General features: G+C 66.9%; 23 protein-coding genes. 19 read left to right on the forward strand and 4 right to left on the reverse strand.

The features are described 5' to 3' along the window. Positions 1 to 285: 285 nt before the first annotated feature. The 7 genes from brnQ to N7607_RS17665 all read left to right on the forward strand — a co-directional run bounded on the left by brnQ (position 286) and on the right by N7607_RS17665 (position 7,837). Positions 286 to 1,599 carry a branched-chain amino acid transport system II carrier protein gene (brnQ, locus tag N7607_RS17635; protein ID WP_279866551.1) on the forward strand — a complete coding sequence of 438 codons (1,314 nt, stop codon included), beginning with the start codon at positions 286 to 288 and terminating at the stop codon, positions 1,597 to 1,599. Positions 1,600 to 1,750: 151 nt separating this feature from the next. Next, on the forward strand, positions 1,751 to 2,557 hold the full coding sequence (locus N7607_RS17640; RefSeq protein WP_279866552.1) for an alpha/beta hydrolase: 807 nt from the start codon (positions 1,751 to 1,753) through the stop codon (positions 2,555 to 2,557). Next, positions 2,554 to 3,417 carry an alpha/beta fold hydrolase gene (locus N7607_RS17645; protein WP_279866553.1) on the forward strand — a complete coding sequence of 288 codons (864 nt, stop codon included), beginning with the start codon at positions 2,554 to 2,556 and terminating at the stop codon, positions 3,415 to 3,417. The genes N7607_RS17640 and N7607_RS17645 overlap by 4 nt, the downstream gene beginning before the upstream one ends. 49 nt (positions 3,418 to 3,466) lie before the next feature. Next, positions 3,467 to 4,120: a glutathione S-transferase N-terminal domain-containing protein gene (locus N7607_RS17650; protein WP_279866554.1), complete on the forward strand. Its 654-nt coding sequence runs from the start codon at positions 3,467 to 3,469 to the stop codon at positions 4,118 to 4,120. A gap of 8 nt (positions 4,121 to 4,128) precedes the next feature. Continuing rightward, a complete protein-coding gene (locus tag N7607_RS17655) occupies positions 4,129 to 4,926 on the forward strand; it encodes a DUF4892 domain-containing protein (protein ID WP_279866556.1) in 798 nt (265 codons plus the stop codon). A gap of 52 nt (positions 4,927 to 4,978) precedes the next feature. Beyond that, positions 4,979 to 6,052 carry an AI-2E family transporter gene (locus N7607_RS17660; protein WP_279866557.1) on the forward strand — a complete coding sequence of 358 codons (1,074 nt, stop codon included), beginning with the start codon at positions 4,979 to 4,981 and terminating at the stop codon, positions 6,050 to 6,052. Between the two features lie 201 nt (positions 6,053 to 6,253). Continuing rightward, positions 6,254 to 7,837 (forward strand): YdgA family protein, encoded by a 1,584-nt coding sequence (locus N7607_RS17665; protein WP_279866558.1) that lies wholly within the window; start codon positions 6,254 to 6,256, stop codon positions 7,835 to 7,837. A gap of 55 nt (positions 7,838 to 7,892) precedes the next feature. On the opposite strand, the gene xopAW is transcribed toward N7607_RS17665, so the two are convergent. From xopAW to N7607_RS17680, 3 genes are all read right to left on the reverse strand, one after another. Continuing rightward, entirely contained in the window at positions 7,893 to 8,630 is a 738-nt protein-coding gene (gene xopAW / locus N7607_RS17670) for a XopAW family type III secretion system calcium-binding effector (protein ID WP_279866559.1), read from the reverse strand. 206 nt (positions 8,631 to 8,836) lie between these two features. Further along, positions 8,837 to 9,853 (reverse strand): ATP-binding protein, encoded by a 1,017-nt coding sequence (locus N7607_RS17675; protein WP_279866560.1) that lies wholly within the window; start codon positions 9,851 to 9,853, stop codon positions 8,837 to 8,839. Beyond that, entirely contained in the window at positions 9,850 to 10,593 is a 744-nt protein-coding gene (locus tag N7607_RS17680; RefSeq protein ID WP_279866561.1) for a response regulator, read from the reverse strand. The genes N7607_RS17675 and N7607_RS17680 overlap by 4 nt, the downstream gene beginning before the upstream one ends. Before the next feature lie 262 nt (positions 10,594 to 10,855). Here N7607_RS17680 and kdpF point away from each other — a divergent pair, with 262 nt between their 5' ends. From kdpF to N7607_RS17710, 6 genes are all read left to right on the forward strand, one after another. Continuing rightward, positions 10,856 to 10,945: a K(+)-transporting ATPase subunit F gene (gene kdpF / locus N7607_RS17685; RefSeq protein ID WP_081963146.1), complete on the forward strand. Its 90-nt coding sequence runs from the start codon at positions 10,856 to 10,858 to the stop codon at positions 10,943 to 10,945. A gap of 8 nt (positions 10,946 to 10,953) precedes the next feature. Next, positions 10,954 to 12,642 carry a potassium-transporting ATPase subunit KdpA gene (gene kdpA, locus N7607_RS17690; protein ID WP_279866562.1) on the forward strand — a complete coding sequence of 563 codons (1,689 nt, stop codon included), beginning with the start codon at positions 10,954 to 10,956 and terminating at the stop codon, positions 12,640 to 12,642. A gap of 12 nt (positions 12,643 to 12,654) precedes the next feature. Then, positions 12,655 to 14,703, forward strand: coding sequence for a potassium-transporting ATPase subunit KdpB (gene kdpB, locus N7607_RS17695; protein ID WP_279866563.1), 2,049 nt, complete (start codon positions 12,655 to 12,657; stop codon positions 14,701 to 14,703). A gap of 143 nt (positions 14,704 to 14,846) precedes the next feature. Beyond that, positions 14,847 to 15,422: a potassium-transporting ATPase subunit KdpC gene (kdpC, locus tag N7607_RS17700; RefSeq protein WP_279866564.1), complete on the forward strand. Its 576-nt coding sequence runs from the start codon at positions 14,847 to 14,849 to the stop codon at positions 15,420 to 15,422. Further along, positions 15,419 to 18,070, forward strand: coding sequence for a sensor histidine kinase KdpD (locus N7607_RS17705; RefSeq protein ID WP_279866565.1), 2,652 nt, complete (start codon positions 15,419 to 15,421; stop codon positions 18,068 to 18,070). Before kdpC ends, N7607_RS17705 begins: the two co-directional genes overlap by 4 nt. Before the next feature lie 4 nt (positions 18,071 to 18,074). After that, positions 18,075 to 18,770: a response regulator gene (locus tag N7607_RS17710; RefSeq protein ID WP_279866566.1), complete on the forward strand. Its 696-nt coding sequence runs from the start codon at positions 18,075 to 18,077 to the stop codon at positions 18,768 to 18,770. 7 nt (positions 18,771 to 18,777) lie between these two features. Here the strand turns inward: N7607_RS17710 and N7607_RS17715 are convergent, their stop codons facing one another. Further along, a complete protein-coding gene (locus N7607_RS17715; RefSeq protein ID WP_279866568.1) occupies positions 18,778 to 19,782 on the reverse strand; it encodes a patatin-like phospholipase family protein in 1,005 nt (334 codons plus the stop codon). A gap of 210 nt (positions 19,783 to 19,992) precedes the next feature. Between N7607_RS17715 and N7607_RS17720 the strand changes: the two genes are divergently transcribed. The 6 genes from N7607_RS17720 to N7607_RS17745 all read left to right on the forward strand — a co-directional run bounded on the left by N7607_RS17720 (position 19,993) and on the right by N7607_RS17745 (position 25,616). Then, positions 19,993 to 20,271: a hypothetical protein gene (locus N7607_RS17720; RefSeq protein ID WP_279866569.1), complete on the forward strand. Its 279-nt coding sequence runs from the start codon at positions 19,993 to 19,995 to the stop codon at positions 20,269 to 20,271. Position 20,272: 1 nt separating this feature from the next. Next, entirely contained in the window at positions 20,273 to 20,881 is a 609-nt protein-coding gene (locus N7607_RS17725) for a flavin reductase family protein (RefSeq protein WP_279866570.1), read from the forward strand. Positions 20,882 to 20,972: 91 nt separating this feature from the next. After that, positions 20,973 to 21,890: an AAA family ATPase gene (locus N7607_RS17730; protein ID WP_279866571.1), complete on the forward strand. Its 918-nt coding sequence runs from the start codon at positions 20,973 to 20,975 to the stop codon at positions 21,888 to 21,890. A 2-nt stretch (positions 21,891 to 21,892) separates the two neighbouring features. Then, complete coding sequence (locus N7607_RS17735; RefSeq protein ID WP_279866640.1) at positions 21,893 to 22,849, forward strand: DUF58 domain-containing protein; 957 nt, start codon at positions 21,893 to 21,895, stop codon at positions 22,847 to 22,849. Beyond that, positions 22,846 to 24,834 (forward strand): DUF3488 and transglutaminase-like domain-containing protein, encoded by a 1,989-nt coding sequence (locus N7607_RS17740; protein WP_279866572.1) that lies wholly within the window; start codon positions 22,846 to 22,848, stop codon positions 24,832 to 24,834. Before N7607_RS17735 ends, N7607_RS17740 begins: the two co-directional genes overlap by 4 nt. A gap of 2 nt (positions 24,835 to 24,836) precedes the next feature. Beyond that, the gene (locus N7607_RS17745; protein ID WP_279866573.1) at positions 24,837 to 25,616 is read left to right on the forward strand and encodes a CHAD domain-containing protein; all 780 of its coding nucleotides are present in this window, start codon (positions 24,837 to 24,839) and stop codon (positions 25,614 to 25,616) included. Positions 25,617 to 25,700: the final 84 nt, after the last annotated feature.

Here is a 25,700-nt window from a genome sequence, read left to right on the forward strand (position 1 = left end):
CGCGACTGCAAGGAGGCCGCCTCAGGGCGGCCTTTTTCATTTCTGGCTTGCCGGTCAGAAACTTTGCAGCCAGGCGACAGATAGTTGCCTCGTATCGACAGATCGACCGCTGTCAGACGCGGCCTGCGAGAAAAATCGTTAGGCTTGCAAGCATTTTCCCATCCAACCCCACAAGGGAAGGACAGGGAGCCCTTCGATGGCCCCGGACGCGGGGCCATCGAGTTTCCCAATCCAGCGGAAACCCTGCCGTTTTCCCATGAAATTCTGTCTGTGGTACTTCCTGCTATGACTCGTTTGAAAAGCCTCGACCTCCTGGCCCTGGGCTTCATGACCTTTGCCCTGTTCCTCGGTGCCGGCAACATCATCTTCCCGCCCAGTGCCGGCATGGCCGCCGGCGACAACGTCTGGTCCGCCGCCTTCGGCTTCCTGATCACCGGCGTCGGCCTGCCGCTGCTCACCGTGGTGGCCCTGGCTCGCGTCGGCGGCGGCATGGACGAGCTGACCGCGCCGCTCGGTCGCTTTGCCGGTACCTTGCTCGCGGTGGCCGTGTACCTAGCCATCGGCCCGCTGTTCGCTACTCCGCGTACCGCCGTGGTGTCGTTCGAGATGGGCGTGGCGCCCTTCACCGGTAACGAGCCGTTGCCGCTGGCCCTGTACAGCGCGGCCTATTTCGCCGCCGTGCTGTTCCTCGCCCTCAACCCGGGCAAGCTGGTGGACAGCATCGGCAAGTTCATCACCCCGGTGTTGCTCGCCGCGCTGCTGGTGCTGGGTGGGGCGGCGCTGCTGGCGCCGGCCGGCGAGATCGGCCAGAGCACGGAGGCCTACCAGGCCGCGCCCTTCGTCAAGGGTTTCCTGGAGGGCTACCTGACCATGGATACCCTCGGCGCGCTGGTGTTCGGCATCGTCATCGCCACCGCGATCAAGGATCGCGGTATCCGCGATGGCCGCCTGGTCACCCGCTATTCGGTGGTCGCCGGCGTCATCGCCGCCACCGGCCTGTCCCTGGTGTACCTGGCGCTGTTCTACCTCGGCGCCACCAGCCAGGGCATCGCAGGCGATGCACAGAACGGCGTGCAGATTCTCACCACCTACGTGCAGCACACCTTCGGCACCTATGGCAGCCTGCTGCTGGCGGTGGTGATCACCCTGGCGTGCCTGACCACCGCCGTCGGCCTGCTGACCGCCTGTGGCGAATACTTCAGCAAGCTGCTGCCGATCTCCTACAGGACCATGGTGCTGGTGTTCGGCCTGTTCAGTTTGCTGGTCTCCAATCAGGGGCTGACTCAGCTGATCAGCGTTTCGGTGCCAGTGCTGGTGGGACTCTATCCGCTGGCCATCGTGCTGGTGGCGCTCAGCCTGCTGGGCAGCTTCTGGTGCTCGGCGCCACGGGTGTTCGTGCCGACCATGGCCGTGACCCTGGTGTTCGGCCTGGCCGATGCCCTCAATGCGGCCGGCTTCAGCGGCCTGGTACCGAATGTCTTCGCCCATCTGCCGATGGCCGCCGAAGGCCTGGGCTGGCTGGTGCCGGTGGCGGTGACCCTGCTGGCCGCGGCCGTGGTAGACCGCCTGCGCGGCGCGCCGGCGACCCAGACCGCCTGAGCCTGACTCGGGGCTGCGCAATGCAGCCCCTCTGGCGCGCACGTTTTGGCGCGCTGCACCTGTTGTTTGGCGCTTCTGGCATCTTCTGCCGATTGCCGCCCGGCCAGGCGTGCCGGACAATCTCCGGGAATCCCTCTGCAGTCCGCCCGCCATGTCGCAAACCATCTTCTTCGCCCACGCCAACGGCTTTCCCTCGGCCACCTACGGCAAGCTGTTCGCCGCCCTGGCGCCGGACTACCAGGTGCAGCACCTGGAGCAGCACGGGCATGACCCGCGCTTCCCGGTGGACGACAACTGGAACAACCTGGTGGACGAGCTGATCCTGCACCTGGAGCAGGGTGCCGAGCCGGTGTGGGGCGTTGGCCATTCGCTGGGCGGTGTGCTGCATTACCACGCCGCACTGCGCCGTCCCGAGCTGTATCGCGGCGTGGTGATGCTGGATTCGCCGCTGCTCACCGGTGTCGACCGCATGGTGATCCGCGCGGCCAAGCGCTTCGGCTTCATCGACAAGATCACCCCGGCCGGCCGTACCGTCGGCCGCCGCGAGGCCTTCGTCGACTTCAGCGAGGCTCGCGATTATTTCGCTGGCAAGACCCTGTTCCGCCGTTTCGACCCCGACTGCCTGGACGCCTACGTGCGTCACGGTCTGCGCGAGGAGGGCAAGGGGCTGCGCCTGCGCTTCGACCCGGCCACCGAGATCAGCATCTACCGCAGCGTGCCGCACACAGTGCCGGGGCGCCCGCAGCAGCTCGCCGTGCCGCTGGCGGTGGTGCGTGGCCGCCATAGCAAGGTGGTGCTGCCGCACCATGCCCGCCAGGTCAGCCGCGTGCGCCAGGGCGAATACCTGAGCCTGCCCGGCGGCCATATGTTCCCGCTGGAGCGTCCGCAGGACACCGCGCGCCTGCTGCGCGAGCTGTTCGGCCGCTGGCAAGGGCAGGGCATGGAGCGTTCCGCATGAGCATCAAGGTGGAAGAAACCCGTTTCAGCCTGCCGCATGTGGAGCTGGCGGCGCACCTGTTCGGCCCCGAGGACGGCATCCCGGTCATCGCCCTGCATGGTTGGCTGGACAACGCCATGACCTTCGCGCGCCTGGCGCCCAAGCTGGAAGGCCTGCGCATCGTCGCCCTGGACTTCCCCGGCCACGGCCATTCCGGGCACTACGCCAGCAACTCCAGCTACAGCATGTGGGAGTACCTGGAGGATGTGCTGCTGGTGGCCGAGCAGCTCGGCTGGCAGCGTTTCTCGCTGCTCGGCCATTCGCTAGGCGGCATCATCTCCACGCTGCTGGCAGCGGCGGTACCGGAGCGCATCGAGCGCCTGGCGCTGATCGACGGCCTGGTGCCGTACACCGCCGAGGCCGACAGCGCGCCCAAGCGCCTGGGCGATGCGCTGCGTGCGCGCCTGGCGGTACGCGACAAGCAGAAGCCGGTCTATGTCGACATGGACAAAGCCGCCGAGGCGCGTATGCGCGGCGTGGTCGCGGTCAGCCGCGAGGCCGCCGAGCTGCTGGCCCAGCGCGGCCTGGAGCCGGTGCCGGGTGGCTATACCTGGCGTACCGATATCCGCCTGACCCTGCCCTCGGTGATGCGCCTGACCTTTGCCCATGTCGAGCAGTTCGTCCGCGCCGTGCAGTGCCCGGTCAGCCTGATCCTTGCCGAGGGTGGGCAGATGAATGTCGAGCCGCACCTGAGGAGCCTGATCGAGGGCACTGCCTTCGAGACCCATATCCTTCCTGGCGGCCATCACCTGCACCTCAACGACGAGGCCGGTGCACAGCAGGTTGCAGACTGTTTCAATCCATTCTTCCGCCACGCTTGACGCGGCCCCGGCAACTGCCGAGGCTGTGCAGGTCGTATCGGAGATTGCCATGATCGATCTGTACACCGCCGCCACGCCGAATGGACACAAGGCGTCCATCGCGCTGGAGGAACTGGGCCTGCCGTATCAGGTGCACGCGCTGTCCTTCGACAAGAAGGAGCAGAAGACCCCCGAGTTCCTGCGCATCAACCCCAACGGGCGCATCCCGGCCATCGTCGACGACGGCTTTGCCGTGTTCGAGTCCGGCGCCATCCTCATCTACCTGGCCGAGAAGACCGGCAAGCTGCTGCCCAGCGACCCCAAGGGCCGTTCCCTGGCATTGCAGTGGCTGATGTTCCAGATGGGCGGAGTAGGGCCCATGCAGGGCCAGGCCAACGTGTTCTTCCGCTACTTCCCGGAGAAGCTGCAAGGCGCCATCGATCGCTACCAGCACGAGACTCGCCGCCTCTACGAAGTGCTCGACAGTCGTCTGGGCGAGGCCGAGTACCTGGCCGGCGACTACGGCATCGCCGATATCGCCACCTATCCCTGGGTGCGTGTGCACGACTGGGCCGGCGTCTCGGTGGATGGTCTGGAGTATCTGCAACGCTGGATGGCGGCGCTCGATGCGCGTCCGGCGGTGCAGCGCGGCCTGCTGATACCGGAGCGGGCCAAGGACGATGATCGCGTGGTGAAAACCGCGCAAAGCATGCTGACACGCTAAGGAGCCGCATGCGTTATTTCGCTTTTTGCCTGACTCTGATCTGTACGCCACTGCTGGCCGCTGATCTGCCTGGCAGCCAGGACCTGGACAGCCTGCCGCGCTTCCCGCGCGCTGAGATCGTCGACTACCGCGATCAACCTGCTGCGGAGAAGCGCTACCCGCAGGACAGCCTGCGCCGCATCAGCGGCCAGCTGCGTGCCGCCGAGGTGCTCGCCGAGGGGCGCCTGCGTGCGCTGACCTATCGCCTGCCGGAGGAGCATTCGCCGCGCGAGGCGCTGACGGCGGCCCGTGAGCACCTGCAGGGGCAGGGCGCCGAGCTGCTGTTCTGGTGCGAGGGGCGCGACTGTGGCTCCAGCAGCCTGTTCGCCAACGCCATCTTCGGCAACGCCAAGCTGTACGGTCCCGAGGAGCGCCAGAGCTACCTGCTGCTGCGTCTGGCCGAGCCGCAACAGGACAGCCTGCTGGCCCTGTACGGCATCACCCGCGGCAATCGCCGTTCCTACCTGCACGTGGAGCAGCTGGACGCCAATGCGGCCCTGCCGGCATTGCTGCCCACCGCTGGCACCCTGCTGCGCCAGCTCAAGAGCAGTGGTGAGCTGAGCCTGCCGCAGCTGGGCGCGCCGGACGAGCAGTGGGGCGATTTGTTGGCCCGCACCCTGAGCCTGGACAGCACCCTGCGCGTTGGCCTTGCCGGTGCACAAGCCGAGGCCTGGCGCGCGGAGCTGGAGCGCCGCGGCGTGCGCGGCAACCGTCTGCAGGTGGTGGCTGCCGAGGGCGCGGGCCTGAGTCTGCAACAACTACGCTGAACAATGAGGCGAGCCGGGCCGCTTTCTGCCCGGATCCTGGGAATATCGAACCATGTTGAACAATGATCGCCTGCTGGTGCAGATCCTGCTGCTTGCGTTGCTCGGCGCCTGCGTCTGGGTGCTGGCCCCGTTCTTCTCGGCGCTGTTCTGGGCCGCCGTGCTGGCCTTCGCCAGTTGGCCGCTGATGCGCCTGCTGACCCGCGCCCTGGATGGCCGGGAAAACACCGCCGCGGCCATTCTCACCGCCGGCTGGATGGTGCTGGTGGCGGTGCCGCTGGTATGGCTGGGCTTCAACCTGGCGGACCATATCCGCGACGCCACCGAGCTGTTCAAGGACTTCCAGGGCGACGGCCTGCCGGACCCACCGACCTGGCTGGGCGGCCTACCGTTAGTGGGTGACCGTTTGGTGGGTATCTGGACGCGTATCGACGAGGAGGGCGCGGCCCTGCTCGCCACCGTGCGCCCGTACCTGGGCCAGGTCGGCAACTGGCTGCTGGCACGCAGCGCGCAGATCGGCGGCGGCATGCTGGAGCTGGCCCTGAGCCTGGTGCTGGTGTTCTTCTTCTACCGCGACGGCCCGCGCATGGCGGCCTTCGTCCACAGCCTGCTGGAACGTCTGATCGGCGACCGTGCCGAGCACTATCTGAGCCTGGTGGCGGGCACCGTGCAGCGGGTGGTCAACGGCGTGATCGGCACCGCGGCGGCCCAGGCTCTGCTGGCCATGATCGGCTTCTATATCGCCGGTGTGCCCGGTGCCCTGGTGCTGGGCATCATCACCTTCATCCTCAGCCTGATCCCCATGGGACCGCCGCTGGTGTGGATTCCCGCCACCGCCTGGCTGGTCAGCCAGGAGCATTACGGCATGGCGGTGTTCCTCGGCATCTGGGGCATGTTCGTCATCAGCGGCGTGGACAACGTGCTCAAGCCCTACCTGATCAGCCGTGGCGGCAACCTGCCGCTGGTGGTGGTGCTGCTCGGCGTATTCGGCGGCATCCTGGCCTTCGGCTTCATGGGCCTGTTCCTCGGCCCGACCCTGCTGGCCGTGGCCTACAGCCTGCTCGGCGACTGGGTTGGCAATACCCCGCGAGTCATCGAAGCGGATGCCGAGCGCAAGGACGGGGAGTAGTTGGCATCCTGTGCAGAATTCTGCTCACCGTCCTTGGTGGGCGGAATGCCACGGTGATAGCCTTGTCCGGCTTTTCGGCTGGCATGGCCGAAGCCGGGCAATAGCCCCGCCTCAGACCGTGATGATCGGGTCCACAGAGGCCTCGCGCGGTTCAGGGAAGAAAGACCAACACAACACAACGGACAATTTGCGAGTCATCCCATGAAAAAATCTGCAGGTATCGCAATAGGCGTCATCGTGGCCGCCGGCGCCCTCGGCACGGCCGGAGCCTGGTACACCGGCCAACAGCTGCCGGCGGTGCTGGACGCATCGATCAAGCAGGTCAACGCCGACATGGCTAAGACCCTGCCGGCACTCGGTCTCGACGTTTCCGTCGAGCTGCTCTCGCTGGATCGCCACTTCTTCAACAGCGACGCGCGCTACCGCGTCAAGTTCAACGGCTCGCTGGACGGCGAGACCGCGCAGCAGCTGGAGTGGGTGATCACCGACCGTATCGAACACGGTCCCTTCCCGCTGTCGCGCCTCAAGGCGTTCAAGCTGATGCCGGTCATGGCCACCAGCAACTACGCCCTGGAAGCCAACCCGGCCCTGGAAAAATGGTTCGCCGCCAGCAAGGGCGTTTCGCCGCTGGAAGGCCAGGCCAGCCTCGGCTACGACCAGTCCGTGGAAGGCACGGTGCGCCTGAACCCGCTGCAGGTCGCCCTGGATGAAGACAGCAATCTGGACTTCAGCGGCCTGACCGTCGATTTCGACACCACCGCCGGCGCCAAGGAAATCGACGCCAGCGGCCTGATGGAAAGCGTCAAGGTCAGCTCCAAGCTGCCCTCCAGCGGCGAGCCGATGACCATCGAGTTCAAGGGTCTGACCCTGAACAGCCAGACCGCCAAGAGCGCCAGCGATTTCTACCTGGGCCAGAACGAGGTCAAGCTGCAGGTCGTCGAGGTCAAGGTTGGCGAAGCTGCCCCGGTACTGCTGAAAGACTTCGTACAGCGCGACGAAACCAGCGAAGCCGACGGCAAGCTGGCTGGCCGCTCCAGCTACAACGTCGGCATGGTCAGCTACCAAGGCCACGATATCGGCGGCCTGGAAATGATCTCCAGCGTGAAGAACATCGACGCCGCAGCCCTGCAATCGATGCTCGCCCTGTACAGCGAGATCATCAAGAGCACCGGTCAGCTGCAACAGGCCAGCCTGGAAGACGAGGCCAACCTGCCGGAGCTGAGCGAAGCGCAACAGGCCCAGCTGATGGTGGACGTGGACAAACTGCTGGCCGCCAAGCCGAGCATCGCCCTGGAGAAACTGGCGTTCAAGACCGCCAACGGCGAGAGCAGCCTGAGCCTGGCCGTTGACCTGAACAAGCCCGAGTCCTTCGAGCTGCCGCCGGATCAACTGGCCAAGCAGCTGATCGCTCAGCTGGATGCCAAGGTCAGCGTTTCCAAGGCCATGATCGGCGACGTGATCGGCCTGCAGGCCACCATCGGCGGCGAGACCGACAAGGAGGCCGTTGCCCAGCAGGCCTCGATGATGACCGAGATGGCCAGTGGCATGGCCCTGTCCACCGAGCTGGCCAAACTGGAAGGTGACAACATCGTCACCAGCCTGCACTACGCCAACGACAAGGTCGACTTCAACGGCAAGCAGATGACCGTCGAGGAGTTCGTCGCCATGGCCTTCGCCAGCGGTGCCGGTATGGGCATGGGCGTCGCGGACCTGGGCGCGGAAGAGCCCGAGATGGAAGGTCTGCTGGAAGAAGAAAGCACCGAGGAAGAGGCTCCGGCCGAATAACCTCCGCAGGTGCCGAAAGGCCCGCATTTCCACTGGAGATGCGGGCCTTCTTGTTTCAGGCGGAAATGCTCAGCTGGCTGCCGATGCTCGATTGGTAGCCGGCACTCTCCTGATACTGCTTGAGCAGCTTGGCGATCAGCCCCGCGTAGTTTTCCTCCTCGTTGCTGTCGGCCTTGGGCGGCTGGGCGACCGCGTCGAGCAGGCTGCTCAGCTCGTCCTGGCTGACGCTGCCGTTGCCATCGCTGTCCAGCTGGCCGAACAGCTCCCCGCTGCCGGCTGCGCCCTGTGCGGGTGGTGGTGGAGGCGGGGCCAGGGCGGCCAGTTCGTCCAGGTTGAGGCCGCCGTCGCCGTCGGCATCCAGTTCCGCCAGCAGGCCGGCGGAATCCTTGCCGCCAGGGCCGGGCAGGGCACTCAGCTCGTCGGTGTCGATGCTGCCGTCGCCGTTGGCATCCAGCTTGGCGAACATCTCCTCGGGATTGGGGCCGCCGGGCGGCGGTGGTGGCGCCAGGGCCGCGGTTTCCTCGCTGTCGAGGCTACCGTCGCCGTTGGCGTCGAGCTGGCTGAACAGCTCGTCGATGTCGATGGTCAGGCTGCTGTCGGTTTCCTTGGCTGCGCTCAGCGCGCTCTGCATTTCTTCCTTGGCGATGCCGCCACTGCCATCGCTGTCGAGCAGGCTGAACAGCTTCTCCTGTACCTGCGCCGGGCCACCGCTGCAGCCACCGCCGCCGGCGCTGCTGCGCTGGACCGAGGTATAGCCGCTGTAGCCCGAGTAACTGCTGACACCACTGATCATGGGAGTCACTCCTGTTGTTGGCATGCCGGAGGGTTCTCCGGTGATGTCAGCTTCGGCGTGCTCTGTGTCGCGGGTTTATGGACTTTGTATCGCGCCGTCTACAAACCGCAGCCATCTAGTGTGGATGAAGCTCGCGACAGGCCCCAGTCCGGAGTCATTCGTGACAAGCGTGGTGCAGGCGCGGGTTTCACCCGCCCTACCACTCGTCAGCGTGGCAGGCGCAGGATGGCGGTCAGCCCGCCACCATGGGTCTCTACGAGCAGGATATCGCCGCCCTGGCGCCGCGCCGCCTCGCGGGCGATGGTCAGGCCCAGGCCGACGCCTCCGGAGCTGCGGTTTCGCGAGCCCTCGACGCGGAAGAACGCCTCGAACACCGCCTCGCGCTGCGCGGGCGCGATGCCCGGGCCGTGGTCGATCACCCGCACCTCGACACCTTCGCGGCTGTCGTGCAGCTCGATGGCCGCATGGCCGGCGTAACGCAGGGCGTTCTCCAGCAGGTTGCTGACACAGGAACGCAGCGCCAGCGGCTGCACGCGCAGCGGTGCGCAGTGGCCATGGAAAGTCACTTCGGCGCCGCGATCCTGGGCGTCCTCGACCATGGATTCGAGCAGTGCCTGCAGGTCCAGCCACTGCAGAGCCTCGGTACTGCGCTGCTCGTGCAGGTAGCTCAGGGTGGCGTCGAGCATGCCGATCATTTCGCCCAGGTCATGGCCCATGCGTGCCCGCAGTTGCGGGTTGGGAATCTGCTCCACACGCAGCTTGAGGCGTGCCAGCGGGGTACGCAGGTCGTGAGATACGGCGGCGAGCATGCGCGCGCGCTGCTGTACCTGCTCGCGGATGCGCCGCTGCATCAGGTTGAAGGCGTGTGCGGCCTGGCGTGCCTCCTGCGGGCCGGTCTCCGGCAGCGGTGGGCTGTCGAGGTTGTCGGAGAGCCGCTCGGCCGCCTCGGAAAGGCTCTGGATCGGCCGACTGAGCAGGCGCGCGCCATACCAGGCGGCGACGATCAGGGTCAGCAGCTGGAAGCCCAGCACGATCAGTGGACCATGAATACTCGGCCCCGGCGGCGGTGGGCGCAGGGCCTCGTACCGGGCCATGGGCGGCGGTGGTGGCGGCGGGCGGCCGTAGTGGCTGAACCAGAGGAAGGCCAGGCCATGGGCCAGCAGGATGGCGGCGAGGAACACGCCGAACAGGCGGGCGAACAGACTGTCGGCGCGGCGCATCAACGGATCTCGGCGGCGTCGAACAAATAGCCCTCGCCACGCACGGTCTTGATCAGTGCCGGGCTGCGCGGATCGTCGCCGAGCTTCTGGCGCAGGCGCGAGACCAACAGGTCGATGCTGCGGTCGAAGGCCTCGATGGAGCGGCCGCGCGCCTCGTCCAGCAACTGCTCGCGGCTGAGTACCCGGCGCGGGCGTTCGAGGAATACCCAGAGCAGGCGGAACTCGGCGTTGGACAACGGCACTACCAGGCCGTCCGAGGACTGCAACTGGCGCAGCACGCAGTGCAGGGTCCAGCCGTCGAAGCGCACGCTGGCGCGCGGCTCCTCGCGCGGCGCGCTGCGGTCGTCGCGTACGCGACGGAGGATGGTCTGGATGCGCGCCACCAGCTCGCGTGGCTCGAAGGGCTTGGCCATGTAGTCGTCGGCGCCCAGCTCCAGGCCGATGATGCGGTCGGTCGGCTCGCAGCGCGCAGTGAGCATCAGGATCGGTATGTCGGAGCCCGCGCGCAGCTCGCGGCACAGGGCCAGGCCGTCCTCGCCGGGCAGCATGAGGTCGAGGATGACCACGTCGAAGTGGCTGGCGGCCAGCGCACGGCGCATGGCACTGCCATCGCCGACGGCCTCGCTGTCGATGTTGAAACGGGTCAGATAGCCGCCCAGCAGCTCGCGCAGTTCCAGGTTGTCGTCGACGATCAGGGCGCGGGTCGTGCGGACGCGCGACTCACGGGCGGTCAGTGCTTGCACCGTAACGGGCTCCAAACTGCGGGCGGGGAAGGGGCTGGCGCATTCTAGCCGGCCGAGAGCCTGGGCTGACGCCGCCCGTCACCATGCTCGATGGCTCAGGTGTCGGCAGCGTGTCGGCCATGTATCGGCACCGATACAAAGCGGTGGGGCGCGATCTTTACGCATTCTTTATCGCCCACACCGCTTTGCGGAATCGCTCCTTTACGCCGCCCAGGCGAAGAATTCGCCCACAGCGGCGTAGTCCGCATTACGGAGCGATCACATGAGCATTCTCGACGGGGTGTCCCTGGGCCTGGCCCTGGGGCTGTTCATCTACCTGCTGGTGGCGCTGCTACGCGCCGAGCGCGGCTAGGAGGCCCCATGCAACTTCAAGACTATGGCCTGATCCTGGCCTTCTTCGTCCTGGTGCTGGCACCCGCGCCCTGGCTGGGGCGTTATCTGTACCGCGCCATGGAGGGCGAGCGCACGCTGCTGACGCCGCTGCTGCAACCCATCGAGCGCATCTGCTACCGCGTCGCCGGTGTCGACTCGAGGCGCGATCAGAGCTGGCAATCCTACGCCCTGGCGCTGCTGGCCTTCACCCTGGCCAGCCTGGTCGTGCTGTTCGCCATCCTGCTGCTGCAGGGTGTGCTGCCGCTCAACCCGCAGCAACTGCCGGGCCTGGAGTGGACCCTGGCGTTCAACACGGCGGTGAGTTTCGTCACCAACACCAACTGGCAGGCCTACAGTGGCGAGGCGTCCCTGAGCTACTTCAGCCAGATGATCGGCCTCACCGTGCAGAACTTCGTCAGCCCGGCGGTGGGCCTGGCCATCCTGGTGGCTTTCGCCCGCGGCATCGCGCGCAAGTCCAGCGCCGGCATCGGCAACTTCTGGGTCGACCTGACCCGCGCCACGCTGTACGGCCTGCTGCCATTCTGCGTGATCCTGGCGCTGTTGCTGGTGTGGCAGGGCGTGCCGCAGACCTTTATCGACTACGTGCAGGTCAAGACCCTCACGGGTGCCGATCAGACCATTCCGCTCGGCCCGGCGGCCAGCCAGATCGCCATCAAGCAGCTCGGCACCAACGGCGGCGGCTTCTTCGGCGTGAACTCGGCGCATCCCTTCGAGAATCCCACGGCGCTGAGCAACCTGCTGGAAGTGGCGGCGATCATCCTGATCCCGGTGGCGCTGGTGTTCAGCTTCGGCCACTACGTCAAGGACCTGCGCCAGAGCCGCGCGATCCTGGCCTGCATGCTGATCCTGTTCGTCATTGGCCTGGGCATCACCCTGTGGGCCGAGCATCAGCCGAACCCGGCGCTGGCGGCGTTGCCGATCGAGCAGGCCGGCTCGCTGGAAGGCAAGGAGAGTCGCTTTGGCGTGGCTGCCTCGGCGCTCTGGGCGGTGACCACCACGGCCGCGTCGAACGGCTCGGTCAACGCCATGCACGACAGCTTCAGCGCCATCGGCGGCATGATCCCGATGTTCAACATGATGCTCGGCGAGGTGATCTTCGGCGGCGTCGGCGCCGGCCTCTACGGCATGCTGCTGTTCGTGCTGATCGCCGTGTTCCTCGCCGGCCTGATGATCGGCCGCACCCCGGAATACCTGGGCAAGAAGCTGGAGGCCCGCGAGGTGCGCCTGCTGGTGGCGACCCTGCTGGTGATGCCGATCGGCGTGCTGGTGTTCTGCGCCCTGGCGGTGAGTCTGACGGGCCCGGCGGCCTCGATCAGCAACCCCGGTCCGCACGGCTTCAGCCAGGCGCTATACGCCTACACCTCGGGCACCGCCAACAACGGCTCTGCCTTCGGCGGCTTCGGCGCCAACACGGCGTTCCACAACCTGCTGATCGGCCTGGCCATGCTGCTCGGGCGCTTCGGCTACATCCTGCCGATCCTCGCCATCGCCGGCAGCCTGGCGGCGAAGAAGCGCGCACCGCTGAACGACAACAGCTTCCCTACCCACGGCCCGCTGTTCGTCACCTTGCTGACCCTGACCATTCTGCTGGTCGGTGGCCTGACCTTCCTGCCTGCGCTGGCCCTGGGCCCGCTGGCCGAACACCTGGCGTTCTAAGGGAGAACCAAGATGAATGCCCCAACCCGCGCGCCCAGTAGTGCCGTGCAAACCTCCAAGACCAGCTTCCAGGCGCTGTGGCAACCGGCGCTCAAGCAGGCCTTCGTCAAACTCGATCCGCGCCAGCTCAAGCGGGCGCCGGTGATGCTGGTAGTCGAGCTGACCGCCATCCTCACCACCGTGCTGTGCTTCATTCCCAACCCTGCGGTCAGCGTCGGCCTGGCCGTGCAGATCGCCCTGTGGCTGTGGTTCACCGTGCTCTTCGCCAACTTCGCCGAAGCCCTGGCCGAGGGCCGTGGCAAGGCCCGCGCCGACAGCCTCAAGGCCGGTAGCCAGGGCCTCACCGCGCGGCGCAAGGTCGGCGAGCAGTTTCAGGCCGTGGCCGCCAGCCAGCTGCGTCGTGGCGATATCGTGCGTGTCGAGGCCGGCGAGCTGATCCCCGGCGACGGCGAGGTGATCGAAGGCATTGCCGCGGTCAACGAGGCGGCGATTACCGGCGAATCCGCACCGGTGATCCGCGAGTCCGGCGGCGACCGCTCGGCCGTCACCGGCAACACCCGCGTGGTGTCGGACTGGCTGCTGGTGCAGATCACCGCCAACCCCGGCGAGTCGACCCTGGACCGGATGATCGCCCTGGTCGAAGGCGCCAAGCGGCAGAAGACGCCGAACGAGGTGGCGCTGGATATCCTGCTGATCGGCCTGACCCTGATCTTCCTGCTGGTGGTGGCCGCGCTGCAGCCGTTCGCCCGCTACGCCGGCGGCGACCTGCCGCTGGTGTACCTGGTGGCGCTGCTGGTGACGCTGATCCCCACCACCATCGGTGGGCTGCTCTCGGCTATCGGCATCGCCGGCATGGACCGCCTGGTGCGCCTCAACGTGATCGCCAAGTCCGGCCGCGCCGTGGAAGCGGCGGGCGATGTGCACACCCTGCTGCTGGACAAGACCGGCACCATCACCTTCGGCAACCGCCGCTGCAGCGCGCTGGTCAAGGCACCGGGCGTCAACGGGCGCGACCTGGCCGAGGCGGCGCTGCTGGCCTCGCTGGCCGACGACACGGCGGAGGGCAAGTCCATCGTCGAGTACCTGCGTGCCCTGAGCCCGGTGGAGGCGCCGGAGCGTGGCTCGGTGCGCGGCATCGCCTTCAGTGCCGAGACGCGCCTGTCCGGGGCCGACTGGAGCGGCCGCAGCTTCCGCAAGGGCGCGGTGGACGCGGTACTGCTGTACCTGGGCATGAGCCGCGAGCAGATGCCCGAGCACCTGGCGCGCGAGGTCGACAAGATCGCCCAGAGCGGGGGTACGCCGTTGCTGGTGGCCGGCGACAATCGCCTGCTCGGCGCCATCCACCTCAAGGACGTGGTCAAGCCGGGCATTCGCGAGCGGTTCGCCGAGCTGCGCCAGCTTGGCATCCGCACCGTGATGGTCACCGGCGACAACCCGCTGACCGCCGCCGCCATCGCCGCCGAGGCGGGCGTGGATGACGTGATCGCCGAGGCCACGCCGGAGAAGAAACTGCAGCGCATCCGCAGCGAGCAGGCCGACGGCAAGCTGGTGGCCATGTGCGGCGACGGCGCCAACGACGCCCCGGCGCTGGCCCAGGCCGACGTCGGCCTGGCGATGAACGACGGCACCCAGGCCGCCCGCGAGGCCGCCAACCTGGTGGACCTGGACAGCGACCCGACCAAGTTGCTGGATGTGGTGCAGGTGGGTAAGGAACTGCTGGTGACCCGCGGCGCGCTGACCACCTTCTCGGTGGCCAACGACGTGGCCAAGTATTTCGCCATCCTGCCGGCGCTGTTCGCCGGCATCTACCCGCAGCTGGGCACGCTCAACATCATGCAGCTGCACAGTCCGCAGAGCGCCATTCTCTCGGCCATCGTGTTCAACGCGCTGATCATCATCGTGCTGATTCCCCTGGCCCTGCGCGGCGTGCGCGTGCAGGCGGCGGATGCGGCCAGCCTGCTGCGGCGCAACCTGCTGATCTACGGCCTGGGCGGCATCCTCGCGCCCTTCGTGGGCATCAAGCTGATTGATGTACTGCTGGTGATGCTGGGGCTGGTGTAGCGCTTTTGCTCCCCTCTCCCGCGTGCGGGAGAGGAGCCGGGGGAGAGGGTAATTAGCAACACAGAAGCCCTCTCCCTAACCCTCTCCTACAAGTGGGAGAGGGGACTAGTTCAGTGAACTTCTGAGGATTTGGGAGAAATATCATGCTCAAGCAACTCCGTCCGGCCCTCGGCATTCTCGGTCTGATGACCCTGATCACCGGCGTGGCCTATCCGCTGCTGGTCACCACCGTGGCCCAGGTGGCCTTCCCCGAACAGGCCAATGGCAGCCTGCTGCACGATGCCCAGGGCCAACTGCTCGGCAGCGCGCTGCTGGCGCAGAACTTCGAAGGCGCCCAGTGGTTCCAGCCGCGCCCCTCGGCCGCCGGTTTCGCCACCGTGGCCAGCGGCGCCAGCAACCTGGCGCGGAGCAACCCGGCGCTGGCCGAGCGCATCGCCAAGGACGCTCAGCGCCTGCTCGGCGAGGGCAGTGCACCGGTGCCGCTGGAGCTGGTCAGCACCTCGGCCAGCGGCCTCGACCCGCACTTGTCGCCGGCCGCCGCGCGCTGGCAGGTGGCGCGTATCGCCGCCGCTCGGCACCTGCCGAGCGCCAGCCTGGAGCGGCTGATCGAACAGCACACCGAGCGCTCTGCCATCGGCCCTGAGGTGGTCAACGTGCTGGCGCTGAACCTGGCGCTGGCGGACAATCGCGCCTTCGCCGTGAACGAGAACAGCCCATGAGTGATGCGCTACGCGCCGATGCACTGCTGGCCGAGATGCCCCGCGAGGGCCGCGGCCGGCTGAAGGTCTTCCTCGGCGCGGCGCCTGGCGTGGGCAAGACCTACGCCATGCTGCAGGCCGCCCAGGCGCAGATGCGCCAGGGTGTCGACCTGCGCGTCGGGGTGGTCGAGACCCACGGCCGGGCGGAGACCGAGGCGATGCTCGCCGGCCTGCCGCAGCAACCGCTCAAGCGCGTGGAGTACCGCGAGCGCCCGTTGCAGGAGATGGACCTCGATGGCCTGCTGGCCAAGCCGCCGCAGCTGGTGCTGGTGGACGAGCTGGCCCACAGCAATGCCCCCGGCAGCCGCCACGCCAAGCGTTGGCAGGACGTGCAGGAGCTGCTCGACGCCGGCATCGACGTCTATACCACGGTCAACGTGCAGCACCTGGAGGCGCTCAATGACCAGGTGCGCGACATCACCGGCGTACAGGTGCGCGAGACCCTGCCGGATTGGGTGCTGCAGGAGGCCGACGAGATCCTGCTGATCGACCTGCCGCCGCGCGAGCTGCTCGAGCGCCTGCGCGAGGGCAAGGTTTATGTGCCCGAACAGGCCCGGGCGGCCATCGACGCGTTCTTCTCGCAGACCAACCTCACCGCATTGCGCGAGTTGGCCATGCACACCGCCGCCGCGCGGGTGGATGCCGACCTCAACCGCCGCTATCGCCAGCAGGGCCAGGAGGCGCCGAGCGTGCGCGGCCGCCTGCTGGTCGGCATCGACGGCGACGGTCAGGCTGAGCGCCTGGTGCGTCACGCCAGCCGGGTCGCCGAACGGCGCCATCTGCCCTGGTCGGTGGTGCATGTGGACACCGGCGGCCCGCGCGACGAGGAGCGCCTGGGCAATCTGCAAGCGGCCCAGCAGCTGGCCGAGCGCCTGGGTGGGGAGGTGGTCAACCTGCGCGCCGGCGAGGTCGCCCGCACCCTGGTGGCCCATGCCCGCGAACGCCGCGCCAGCCTGATCCTGGTCGGCCGCAGCCGCCAGCGCCTGCGCCGCCGCTGGCGCTTCGGCCAAGGCCTGGCCGAGCGCCTGCTGGCCGCCGGCAAGGGCCTGGAGATCAGCGTGCTGGACACCGAGGCGGAACTGGCTCCGGCCAGGCCGCGAGCGCGCGAGTCGCTGGCCTGGCGCGACTACCTGCTGGCGGGGCTGGCGACGGCCGTGGCCAGCAGCGCCGCGCTGGGTCTGGCGCACTTTATCCAGTTGCCGAACATCTCGCTGATCTTCCTCGCCGCCGTGCTGGTGGTGGCGGTGCGCAGCTCCCTGGGGCCGGCGCTGCTGTGCGCCGGTCTGTCGTTCCTGGCCTACAACCTGCTGTTCATCGAGCCGCTGCTGTCGCTGAAGATCGCCCGCCAGCAGGACGTGCTGACCCTGCTGTTTTTCCTGCTGATGGCCGGGCTGACCGGCAATCTGGCCAGCCGCCAGCGCCGCCAATTGCAGGCCTTGCGCCAGACCCAGGCGGAGACGACTGCGCTGCTCGAACTGTCGCGCAAGCTCACCGTGGCCACCGACCGCCAGGCGGTGTTCTCCGCCGCCACCCAGCAGTTCGGCCTGTGGCAGGAGGTCGAGATCAGCCTGCAGTCGCGTGACCGCGACGGTGTGTGGAAGGTCGAGGCCGGTGTGCAGCGCCTGCTCACCGAACAGGAGCGCGCCGCCGCCGACTGGTCCTGGCAGCACGCCCAGCCAGCCGGGCTGGGTACCGGCACCTTGCCGGGCGGGCGCTGGTGGTGGTGGCCGCTGGCCGGCGAAGAGGGGCCGCTGGCCCTGCTGGGCGTGGCGCCGAAGAGCGAGCGACCGCTGACCCCGGAGCAGCGCCGGCTGATCGCGGCGCTCGGCCAACCGTTGGCCCAGGCCCTGGAGCGCGCCCAATTGGCGGCGGATCTGGAAGCGGCGCGCCTGCACGGGCAGACCGAGGAGTTGCGCAGTGCGCTGCTCGCCTCGGTGTCCCATGATCTGCGTACGCCGCTGACCGCCATGCGTGGCTCCATCGACAGCCTGTTGGCCTTGGGTGAGCAGATTCCCCTGGCCGACCGTCGTGAGCTGCTGGAAGGCACGCGCGACGAAGCCGAGCGCCTGGATCGCTATATCCAGAACCTGCTGGACATGACCCGCCTCGGCCACGGCGGCCTCAAGCTGGCGCGCGACTGGGTGGCCCCGGCGGATATCGTCGCCAGTGCCGTGCAGCGCTTGCGCCCGGTGCTGGCGCCGCTGCAGGTGGAGTTGCAGGTGCCGACGCAGCTACCGCTGCTCTATGTGCATGCGGCGCTGATCGAGCAGGCGCTGGTCAACGTGCTGGAGAACGCCGCCCGCTTCTCGCCGGTTCACGGCCGCCTGCGGGTCGGCGTCGAGGCGGATGAAGGCGAGCTGCGCTTCGCCGTCAGCGACCAGGGCCCCGGCATTCCCCAGGCCGAGCGGGAGAAGATCTTCGATATGTTCTATACCGCTGCCAGGGGCGATCGCGGTGGCCAGGGCACCGGGCTGGGCCTGGCGATCTGTCAGGGCATGCTTGGCGCCCATGGCGGCAGGGTGACGGTGGGTGACGGGCTGGACGGGCTCGGCGCGACCCTGACCCTGCATCTGCCGTTGCATGCGCAACCGCAGCTCGAGGAAGAGTAGGGCGATGGCGAACAACATAACCACCATCCTGGTGATCGACGACGAGGCGCAGATCCGCAAGTTCCTGCGTATCAGCCTCAGCGCCCATGGCTATCGGGTGCTGGAGGCCGGCAATGGCGGCGAGGGCCTGGCCCAGGCGGCGCTGGAACGCCCGGACCTGGTAGTGCTCGACCTCGGCCTGCCGGACATGGATGGCCAGCAGGTGCTGAGCGAGCTGCGCGAGTGGTCGCAGGTGCCGGTGCTGGTGCTCTCGGTACGCGCCAGCGAGGGCGAGAAGGTCAAGGCCCTGGACGGTGGCGCCAACGATTACGTGACCAAGCCCTTCGGCATCCAGGAATTCCTCGCCCGGGTGCGCGCGCTGTTGCGCCAGGGCGGCAGCGGCGAGACGCAGGAGGCCACGGTGAAGAGTGGTCCACTGGCGGTCGACTTCGCCTATCGGCGAGTGACCCTGGCAGGCAGCGAGGTGGCGCTGACCCGCAAGGAGTACGCGGTGCTGGCGATGCTCGCGCGGCATCTCGGGCGGGTGGTGACCCAGCAGCAACTGCTCAAGGATATCTGGGGGCCGACCCATGTCGAGGACAGCCACTATCTGCGCGTAGTGGTCGGGCATCTGCGGCAGAAGCTCGGCGACGATCCTGCCGCGCCGCGCTTCATCGTCACCGAGGCGGGGGTAGGCTACCGCCTGCTGGAGGTGCAGTGACTGCGCGTCAGGCGTGGTCGCGCTCGTACTTGTCCAGGGTATCGCTGGCGATCTGCCGGCCGAGCTGGATCAGCTCCGGTGCCTTGTGGAACTCGAAGAAGCGGCATACCCGCTTGGGCACGTTGACCAGGATGTCCGGCGGATAGCCGGCGATCTTGTACTGGGCCAGCGAGGTCTGCATGGTCTCGAAGCTCTGGTTGACCAGCTCCAGCAATGAGGCCGGGCCGACATTGCCGAGCACCCGGGAGCCGCTGGCCGACTTGGGTGCGGCCTCCTCCGAGGCCTTGGGCACGCGGCTGTCGTCCAGCCAGGGATTGGGCGCCGCGGCTTCGGCCAGCAGTTCGTCTTCCTCTTCATCGTCACGACGCAGGAAGGGCAGCTTGGCGCTGATCGAGCCCATCAGCTGGTCGATCTTGCCCTTGATCGCCGCCGGCCGCTCGATTACCGGCAGGCTGTACTGTTTCTGGTTCAGCGCGTTGAGGTTGACGGCGACGATCAGGTCGCAGTGGCTGGAGACCACCGGCACGATCGGCAACGGGTTGAGCAGGCCGCCGTCGACCAGCATGCGCGAGCCCTGGATGACCGGGGTGAACAGGCTGGGGATGGCCGCCGAGGCGCGCATGGCCTTGTGCAGGCAGCCTTCCTGGAACCAGATTTCCTGCTGGTTGGTGAGGTCGGTGGCGACCGCGGTATAGGGAATGGCCAGGCTCTCGATGTCGATCTCGCCGACGATCTCGTGGATCTTGCCGAACACCTTTTCGCCGCGGATGGCGCCGAGGCGGAAACTGACATCGAGCAGGCGCAGCACGTCCAGGTAATCCAGGCTCTCCGTCCACTCGCGGTATTCGCTGAGCTTGCCGGCGGCGTAGATGCCGCCGATCACCGCGCCCATGGAGCAGCCGGCGATGCAGCCGATCTCGTAGCCGCGGGCTTCCAGTTCCTCGATCACGCCGATGTGCGCATAACCCCGTGCGCCGCCGGAGCCCAGTACCAGGGCCACTCTCTTGCTCATTGCCGATCTCCCCACCAATGCCGCGAACATACCCGGCCAGAGCGGTTGCGCCAAGCCGGCATTTGCTGTGCTCGACGCGCAGGACGCAGCCGCAGGGGCAGAATTGAACGGCTATTTCCGCGTCTCCGCACTAGAATCCAGGCTCCTTGTGACCGGGCACTTTGCCGTTGCGCTGACGTCCAAGCCGGTACCCGCCTTCAGGAGAACATCATGCACAAGACCATCCTCATCGCCTCGTTGCTGCTGGCCCTGACCGGTTGCGCGGCCAAGACCGCCTACCGCGACAGTTGCGCCAGCCAATCCAACGCCGCCTGGCGCGAACTGGACCTGGCCAAGGCCGAAGGTTTCGCCGGCACGGTCAGCTACTCCAAGGCGCTGACCCTGCTGACCGGGGCCAAGACCTCGCAGCAGTTCGAGGGCTACGAGAGCTGCACCAAGAACGCCGAGAAGGCACGCTTCTATATCCGCGAATCGCGTGCCGGGCGCTGACATGCAGCTGGATTTCACCGCCCTGGCCCCGCTGGAGGCCTATCGCTGGCTGGCCTCCACCGTCACCCCGCGACCGATCGCCTGGGTTTCCACTCGCTCGCAGGAGGGCGTCGACAACCTGGCGCCGTTCAGCTTCTTCCAGGTCATCAGCGACGAGCCGCCGACCCTGATGGTGAATGTCGGCAATCGCGCCGATGGCAGCCTCAAGGACACCCTGCGCAATGCCCAGGACACCGGCGAGCTGGTGATCCAGCTGGTCGGCTTCGCCCAGGCCGACGCGATGAACGCCTCATCCGCCAGCCTGGCCCACGGCCAGAGCGAGTTCCTGCACTGCGATATCGCTACCCAGCCATCGCTGCGGGTGGCGCCACCGCGGGTGCTGGAGGCTCCGGTGGCCTTCGAGTGCCGGGTGGCGGAGGTCCAGCCTTACCCACGACAGTCGCCGAGCTGCCACCTGATCTTCGCCGAGGTGCTGCTGGCACATATCGACGACGGCGTGCTGGACGCCAATGGCCGCATCGATCCGGCCAGGCTCGACCTGGTCGGCCGCCTCGCCGGCAGCGGTTATACCCGTACTCGCGACATCTTCCATCTGCAGCGTCCGGCCTGACTCGCCGCACAGTTTCATGAGCAACTGTTTCGCGACGCTTTGCCCGGTCCGTGTTGACCAGTAGCATCGACGGATCGAACAGGAGCGAATGATGCGGACGAAACTGGATGCGGTGCTGCATGAGGTGAATCAGGTGTTGCTGGGCAAGGAGCCACAGGTGCGCCTGGCGCTGACCTGTCTGCTGGCCCGCGGGCACCTGCTGATCGAAGACCTGCCCGGCATGGGCAAGACCACCCTCAGCCAGGCGCTGGCACGGGTGCTGGGGCTGAGCTTCCAGCGCATCCAGTTCACCTCCGACCTGCTGCCCGGCGACATCCTCGGCACCTCGGTGTTCGACAAGGACAACGGGCAGTTCGTCTTCCACCCGGGGCCGATCTTCGCCGAGCTGGTGCTGGCCGACGAGATCAACCGCGCCACGCCGAAGAGCCAGAGCGCGCTGCTGGAGGCGATGGAGGAGGGCCAGGTGACCATCGAGGGCGCGACTCGCCCGTTGCCGGAGCCGTTCTTCGTCATTGCCACGCAGAACCCGGTCAGCTCTGGCGGCACCTTCGCCTTGCCGGAGTCGCAGCTGGACCGTTTCCTCATGCGCCTGTCGCTGGGCTATCCGGCCAAGGCGGCAGAAAAGGCCCTGCTGCTGGGCGAGGCACGGCGCGAGCTGCTGCCGAGGCTGGAGCCTTTGCTCGACCATAGCGAGCTGGCGGCGATCCAGGCGCTGATCCCCCAGGTACGCGCCAGCGATGCCCTGGTCGACTACGTGCTGCGCCTGGTCGAGGCCACCCGCAGCGAGCCGCAGTTCGCCTGGGGCCTGTCGCCACGGGCCAGTCTGGCGCTGCTGGCGGCGGCGCGGGCCTGGGCGTTCCTGGCCAATCGTGAGTACGTGATTCCCGAAGATGTGCAGGCCGTGCTGCCGGCGGTCGTCGGTCACCGTTTACGTGAGCGGGCCGACCCCGCTGGCCATGGCGGCGGTGCGCTGGTGCAATGGCTGCTGCGCGAAGTCTCGGCGGTGTGATGCTGCCGATTTCGCTCAAGGTCCGCTGGCGGCGCTGGGTGGTACGGCGTATCCCGGCGGCGTCGCAGGTGCAGCTCAATCAGCGGCGCATCTTCATCATGCCCGACCGGGTGGGGGCCGCGTTCTCGCTCGCTCTGGTGCTGATGCTGCTGGCCGGCATCAACTACGAGAACAGCCTGGCCTACGGCCTGACCTTCCTGCTGGCGGCCGTGTTCGTGGTCGCCATCCTGCACACCTACCGCAACTTTGCTGGGCTGATCCTCAAGGCCGGGGCCAGCGGGGCAGTGTTCGCCGGCGAGCAGGCGCGCTTCAAGGTGCGCCTGGAGAGCGATGGCCGAGCCCACCAGGCCGTTGGCCTTGGCTGGTCGCCGCAGCCACTGCAGATCATCGATGTACCGGCCAATGGTCAGCGCGAATGCGAGTTGAGCCTGCCAGCGCTACGTCGTGGCTGGCTGCGCCCGGAACGCATGCGGGTGGAGAGCCATTTCCCCCTCGGCATCCTGGTGGCCTGGAGCTGGGTCGATCTGGATCAGGCGGTACTGGTCTATCCACGCCCGTTAGAGGGCGACTTGCCTCTGGCCATCGGTGGTAATGCCGATGAAGAAGACGAGGGACGCAAGGTGGCGGGGCAGGGCGCGGATGACTATCAGGGGCTGCGCAGCTACCAGCCGGGCGACTCGAAGCGCCGTTTGCACTGGAAGGCCTTTTCGCGAGGTCAGGGTCTGCTGGTCAAGGATTTCGCCGCACTGGCCGGGCGCGATCTGTGGTTGGATTTCCAGGCCCTTGGCGGCGATGTCGAGGAGCGCCTGTCGCGCCTGTGCTACTGGGTGCTGCAGCTGGATGGTCGCCAGCAGCCGTATGGGTTGCGCCTGCCGGGTGTGGAGCTGGCGCCAGACTTTGGTGAGCCCCATCGCGAAGCCTGCCTACGGGCCTTGGCGCTTTATGGTGAGCGGCCATGAATGCGATTCAACCGATTCCGCGTATCGCCCTGACCTGGCTGCTGGTGGCCCAGGTGCTGGTGATACTGCCGCATTTGCTACACCTGCCACTGTGGATCATCGGTTTGTGGCTGGCCTGCGCCGGTTGGCGGGTGCAGGTGTTCCGCATGCGCGCACGTTTTCCGACTGGCCTGGAAAGAGGCGTGCTGGTCGTTGCGACCGGGGCAGCTGCGTTCTTTTCTCGCGGCAGCCTGATCGGGCTGGACGGTGGTGTGCTGCTGCTAGTGGCCACCTTTATCCTCAAGCTGGTTGAGCTGCGTAGCCGGCGTGATGCGTTGGTGCTGATCTTCCTCGGCTTCTTCGTGGTGATCACCGGCTATCTGTTCGACGACGGACTGCTCTCTGCGCTCTATAGCCTGTTGCCCGTCACGGCGCTGCTGGCTGCGTTGATCGGCATGCAGCAGAGCAGCCTGGCCGAGCGACCGGCCGCGACGGTCAAGCTGGCAGCCTCACTGATGCTGCAGGCGGTGCCGTTGATGTTGCTGCTGTTTCTGTTCTTTCCGCGCATGGGACCGCTGTGGAGCCTGCCCAACCCGCAGAAGGCGTTGACGGGGTTGTCCGACAGCATGTCTCCGGCTGATGTGGCAGAGCTCAGTCAATCGTCGGCTCTGGCATTTCGGGCCAGCTTCGATGGCGCTGCACCAGATCGTCGAGATCTTTATTGGCGTGCATTGACCCTGGAGCATTTCGACGGCCGCCGCTGGTCCCAATCCTGGGGAGCACAGCAGCGGACCCAGCCCCAGTGGGTCAGGCAGGGGGAGGCGCTCGATTACACCATTATCATGCAACCTAGCGGCGCGCCCTGGTTGTTCACATTGGACGTCGGCCAGACAAATCTCGAAGGCGCCGTGCTGATGAGCGATTTTCGCCTAGAGCGCAGACGCCCGGTTACCCAGAACTTGCTCTATCAAGTGCGATCCTGGCCTGGCGCTGTGCGTGAGCCGGTCTTGTCTCCGATGATACGGCGCAGCGCCTTGCAGCTACCTGACGCGGGCGATCCTCGAAGCCGTGAGTGGGCTCGCCAACTGATGCGTGAGCATTCCGATACTCAAGAGCTGGTTGGCGTGCTGCTGCAGCACTTTAATCGCGAACCATACAGCTACACCCTGAAACCACCAGCGGTTGGGCGCGATAGCGTCGATGAGTTTCTGTTCCGCACCCGCAGTGGCTTTTGCGCCCACTATGCCGGTGCTATGACTTTCGTGTTGCGCGCGGCTGGTATTCCTGCGCGGATAGTCACCGGCTATCAGGGAGGAGAGTTCAACGGTGATGGCAGTTATCTTTCGGTCAGGCAGTTGGATGCGCATGCCTGGGTGGAGTACTGGCAGGAAGGGCGCGGCTGGCTCAGCGTCGATCCAACTTTCCAGGTTGCACCGGAGCGCATCGAGCTAGGCGCGCAAGATACCTTCGCCGAGAACGAAGACTTCCTCGAAGAATCACCTTTCTCACCATTACGTTATCGCAACGTAGGGTGGGTCAACGAGCTTCGCCTGGCTTGGGACAACATCAATTACAAGTGGCAACGCTGGGTGCTGGGTTACCGCAGCGAACAGCAATTAGGGCTCCTGCAGCGCTGGTTCGGTTCTCTCGATTGGCAGCGTCTGGCTCTGGTGATAGTCGGTAGCGGTGGCCTGCTTCTGGGGCTGCTGGCGCTTTGGCTGTTCAAGCCCTGGCAACGCGAGCGCGACCCGCAGCAGCGCCTGTTGAGGCGTTACGAGTCCTTGTTGTTGCGACATGGCATACGCCGCGACAAGGGTGAGGGGGTACGGGCGTTTGCGGCGCGAGCGGCAGGGCTGATGCCGTTGCAGGCGCGTTCAATTGCCGATTTTGCCCAGGCCTTCGAGGCTCAGCGCTATGCGGGACAGCCTCAGTCAACGGATCAGCTGAAGGCGCTATTGCGACGTTTGCGTCGCGAGCTGCCCTGGCGCATGCGGAGGAATAGCTAGATATGGCGAAATTCCAGCGAGAGCTGCGCGAGCGAATCATCGAGCTGCAGGTAAAACTGTATGCCTGTATCGCCCGGTTGCAGGTCCATACGGACGACGAGGCGCTGCACGACCTGCGCATCGCCCTGCGCCGCTTGCGCAGCCTGTTGCGGCCACTGCGCAGCGAGAAACTGTGCGCCGCCCTGGAGCGGGCTGCCGCTGCGCTGGGCGAGACCAGCGGCCCGCTGCGGGATCTTGAGGTATTGGCGGGCGAGCTGGAGCAACGCGGCCAGTCGCATGCGGCCCAGCGACGGCGAGCTCATCTGGCGCAAGGTTACGCCCGCTTGCTGGAGGGCCTACCGCTGAATCGCCTGCTGATCCTGCTCGACGACTGGCACGAGGATCAGCGCCAGCTCGCGCGCAACGGCGAGTGGCACATCCGGGGCAAGGCGGTGACCAAGTACATGCGCAAGCAGAGCCGGAAACTGGCCGAGGCATTGCGCAACCCCGCGCACGACCGGCATCGCCTGCGCCTGCTGATCAAGCGCCTGCGTTATTGCCACGAGGCTTGGCCGCAACCTGTGGATCTGCCCGCCGCTGCGCCCAAGGCGCTGCGTAACGCCCAAAGTGCCCTTGGTGACTGGCACGACCACTGGCAATGGCTGCAGCGTCTGCAAACCGAGCCTGATCTGGTGCCCTGTGCCGAGGTCTGGCGCGAGCGCCTGCAGCAGGCCGAGGCCGAAGCCGATCTGGCCCTGCAGGCGCTACTGGAGCATTTCCCGGAAGCCCCGGCGCAGAGCTGAATGCTCGGCAATATCGCCGCTGAATTGGCCGCTCAGTCCCTCCCGCGGCGGCGCGCTTTTCTCTAAGCTTCAGTCTGTATGAAA

Origin of the sequence: Pseudomonas sp. GD04019 (genome assembly GCF_029837695.1) — a bacterium.
Classification (GTDB): Bacteria; Pseudomonadota; Gammaproteobacteria; order Pseudomonadales; family Pseudomonadaceae; genus Aquipseudomonas.

Excerpts from the sequence above, each read along its gene's own strand:
- N7607_RS17715 (WP_279866568.1), bottom strand. The coding sequence starts at position 19,782 with ATGAGCAAGAGAGTGGCCCTGGTACTGGGCTCCGGCGGCGCACGGGGT.
- kdpA (WP_279866562.1), top strand. The coding sequence starts at position 10,954 with ATGCAACTTCAAGACTATGGCCTGATCCTGGCCTTCTTCGTCCTGGTG.
- N7607_RS17665 (WP_279866558.1), top strand. The coding sequence starts at position 6,254 with ATGAAAAAATCTGCAGGTATCGCAATAGGCGTCATCGTGGCCGCCGGC.
- N7607_RS17745 (WP_279866573.1), top strand. The coding sequence starts at position 24,837 with ATGGCGAAATTCCAGCGAGAGCTGCGCGAGCGAATCATCGAGCTGCAG.
- N7607_RS17645 (WP_279866553.1), top strand. The coding sequence starts at position 2,554 with ATGAGCATCAAGGTGGAAGAAACCCGTTTCAGCCTGCCGCATGTGGAG.
- N7607_RS17650 (WP_279866554.1), top strand. The coding sequence starts at position 3,467 with ATGATCGATCTGTACACCGCCGCCACGCCGAATGGACACAAGGCGTCC.
- N7607_RS17720 (WP_279866569.1), top strand. The coding sequence starts at position 19,993 with ATGCACAAGACCATCCTCATCGCCTCGTTGCTGCTGGCCCTGACCGGT.
- N7607_RS17710 (WP_279866566.1), top strand. The coding sequence starts at position 18,075 with ATGGCGAACAACATAACCACCATCCTGGTGATCGACGACGAGGCGCAG.
- N7607_RS17705 (WP_279866565.1), top strand. The coding sequence starts at position 15,419 with ATGAGTGATGCGCTACGCGCCGATGCACTGCTGGCCGAGATGCCCCGC.
- xopAW (WP_279866559.1), bottom strand. The coding sequence starts at position 8,630 with ATGATCAGTGGTGTCAGCAGTTACTCGGGCTACAGCGGCTATACCTCG.
- kdpC (WP_279866564.1), top strand. The coding sequence starts at position 14,847 with ATGCTCAAGCAACTCCGTCCGGCCCTCGGCATTCTCGGTCTGATGACC.
- N7607_RS17740 (WP_279866572.1), top strand. The coding sequence starts at position 22,846 with ATGAATGCGATTCAACCGATTCCGCGTATCGCCCTGACCTGGCTGCTG.
- kdpF (WP_081963146.1), top strand. The coding sequence starts at position 10,856 with ATGAGCATTCTCGACGGGGTGTCCCTGGGCCTGGCCCTGGGGCTGTTC.
- N7607_RS17660 (WP_279866557.1), top strand. The coding sequence starts at position 4,979 with ATGTTGAACAATGATCGCCTGCTGGTGCAGATCCTGCTGCTTGCGTTG.
- brnQ (WP_279866551.1), top strand. The coding sequence starts at position 286 with ATGACTCGTTTGAAAAGCCTCGACCTCCTGGCCCTGGGCTTCATGACC.
- kdpB (WP_279866563.1), top strand. The coding sequence starts at position 12,655 with ATGAATGCCCCAACCCGCGCGCCCAGTAGTGCCGTGCAAACCTCCAAG.
- N7607_RS17730 (WP_279866571.1), top strand. The coding sequence starts at position 20,973 with ATGCGGACGAAACTGGATGCGGTGCTGCATGAGGTGAATCAGGTGTTG.
- N7607_RS17655 (WP_279866556.1), top strand. The coding sequence starts at position 4,129 with ATGCGTTATTTCGCTTTTTGCCTGACTCTGATCTGTACGCCACTGCTG.
- N7607_RS17640 (WP_279866552.1), top strand. The coding sequence starts at position 1,751 with ATGTCGCAAACCATCTTCTTCGCCCACGCCAACGGCTTTCCCTCGGCC.
- N7607_RS17725 (WP_279866570.1), top strand. The coding sequence starts at position 20,273 with ATGCAGCTGGATTTCACCGCCCTGGCCCCGCTGGAGGCCTATCGCTGG.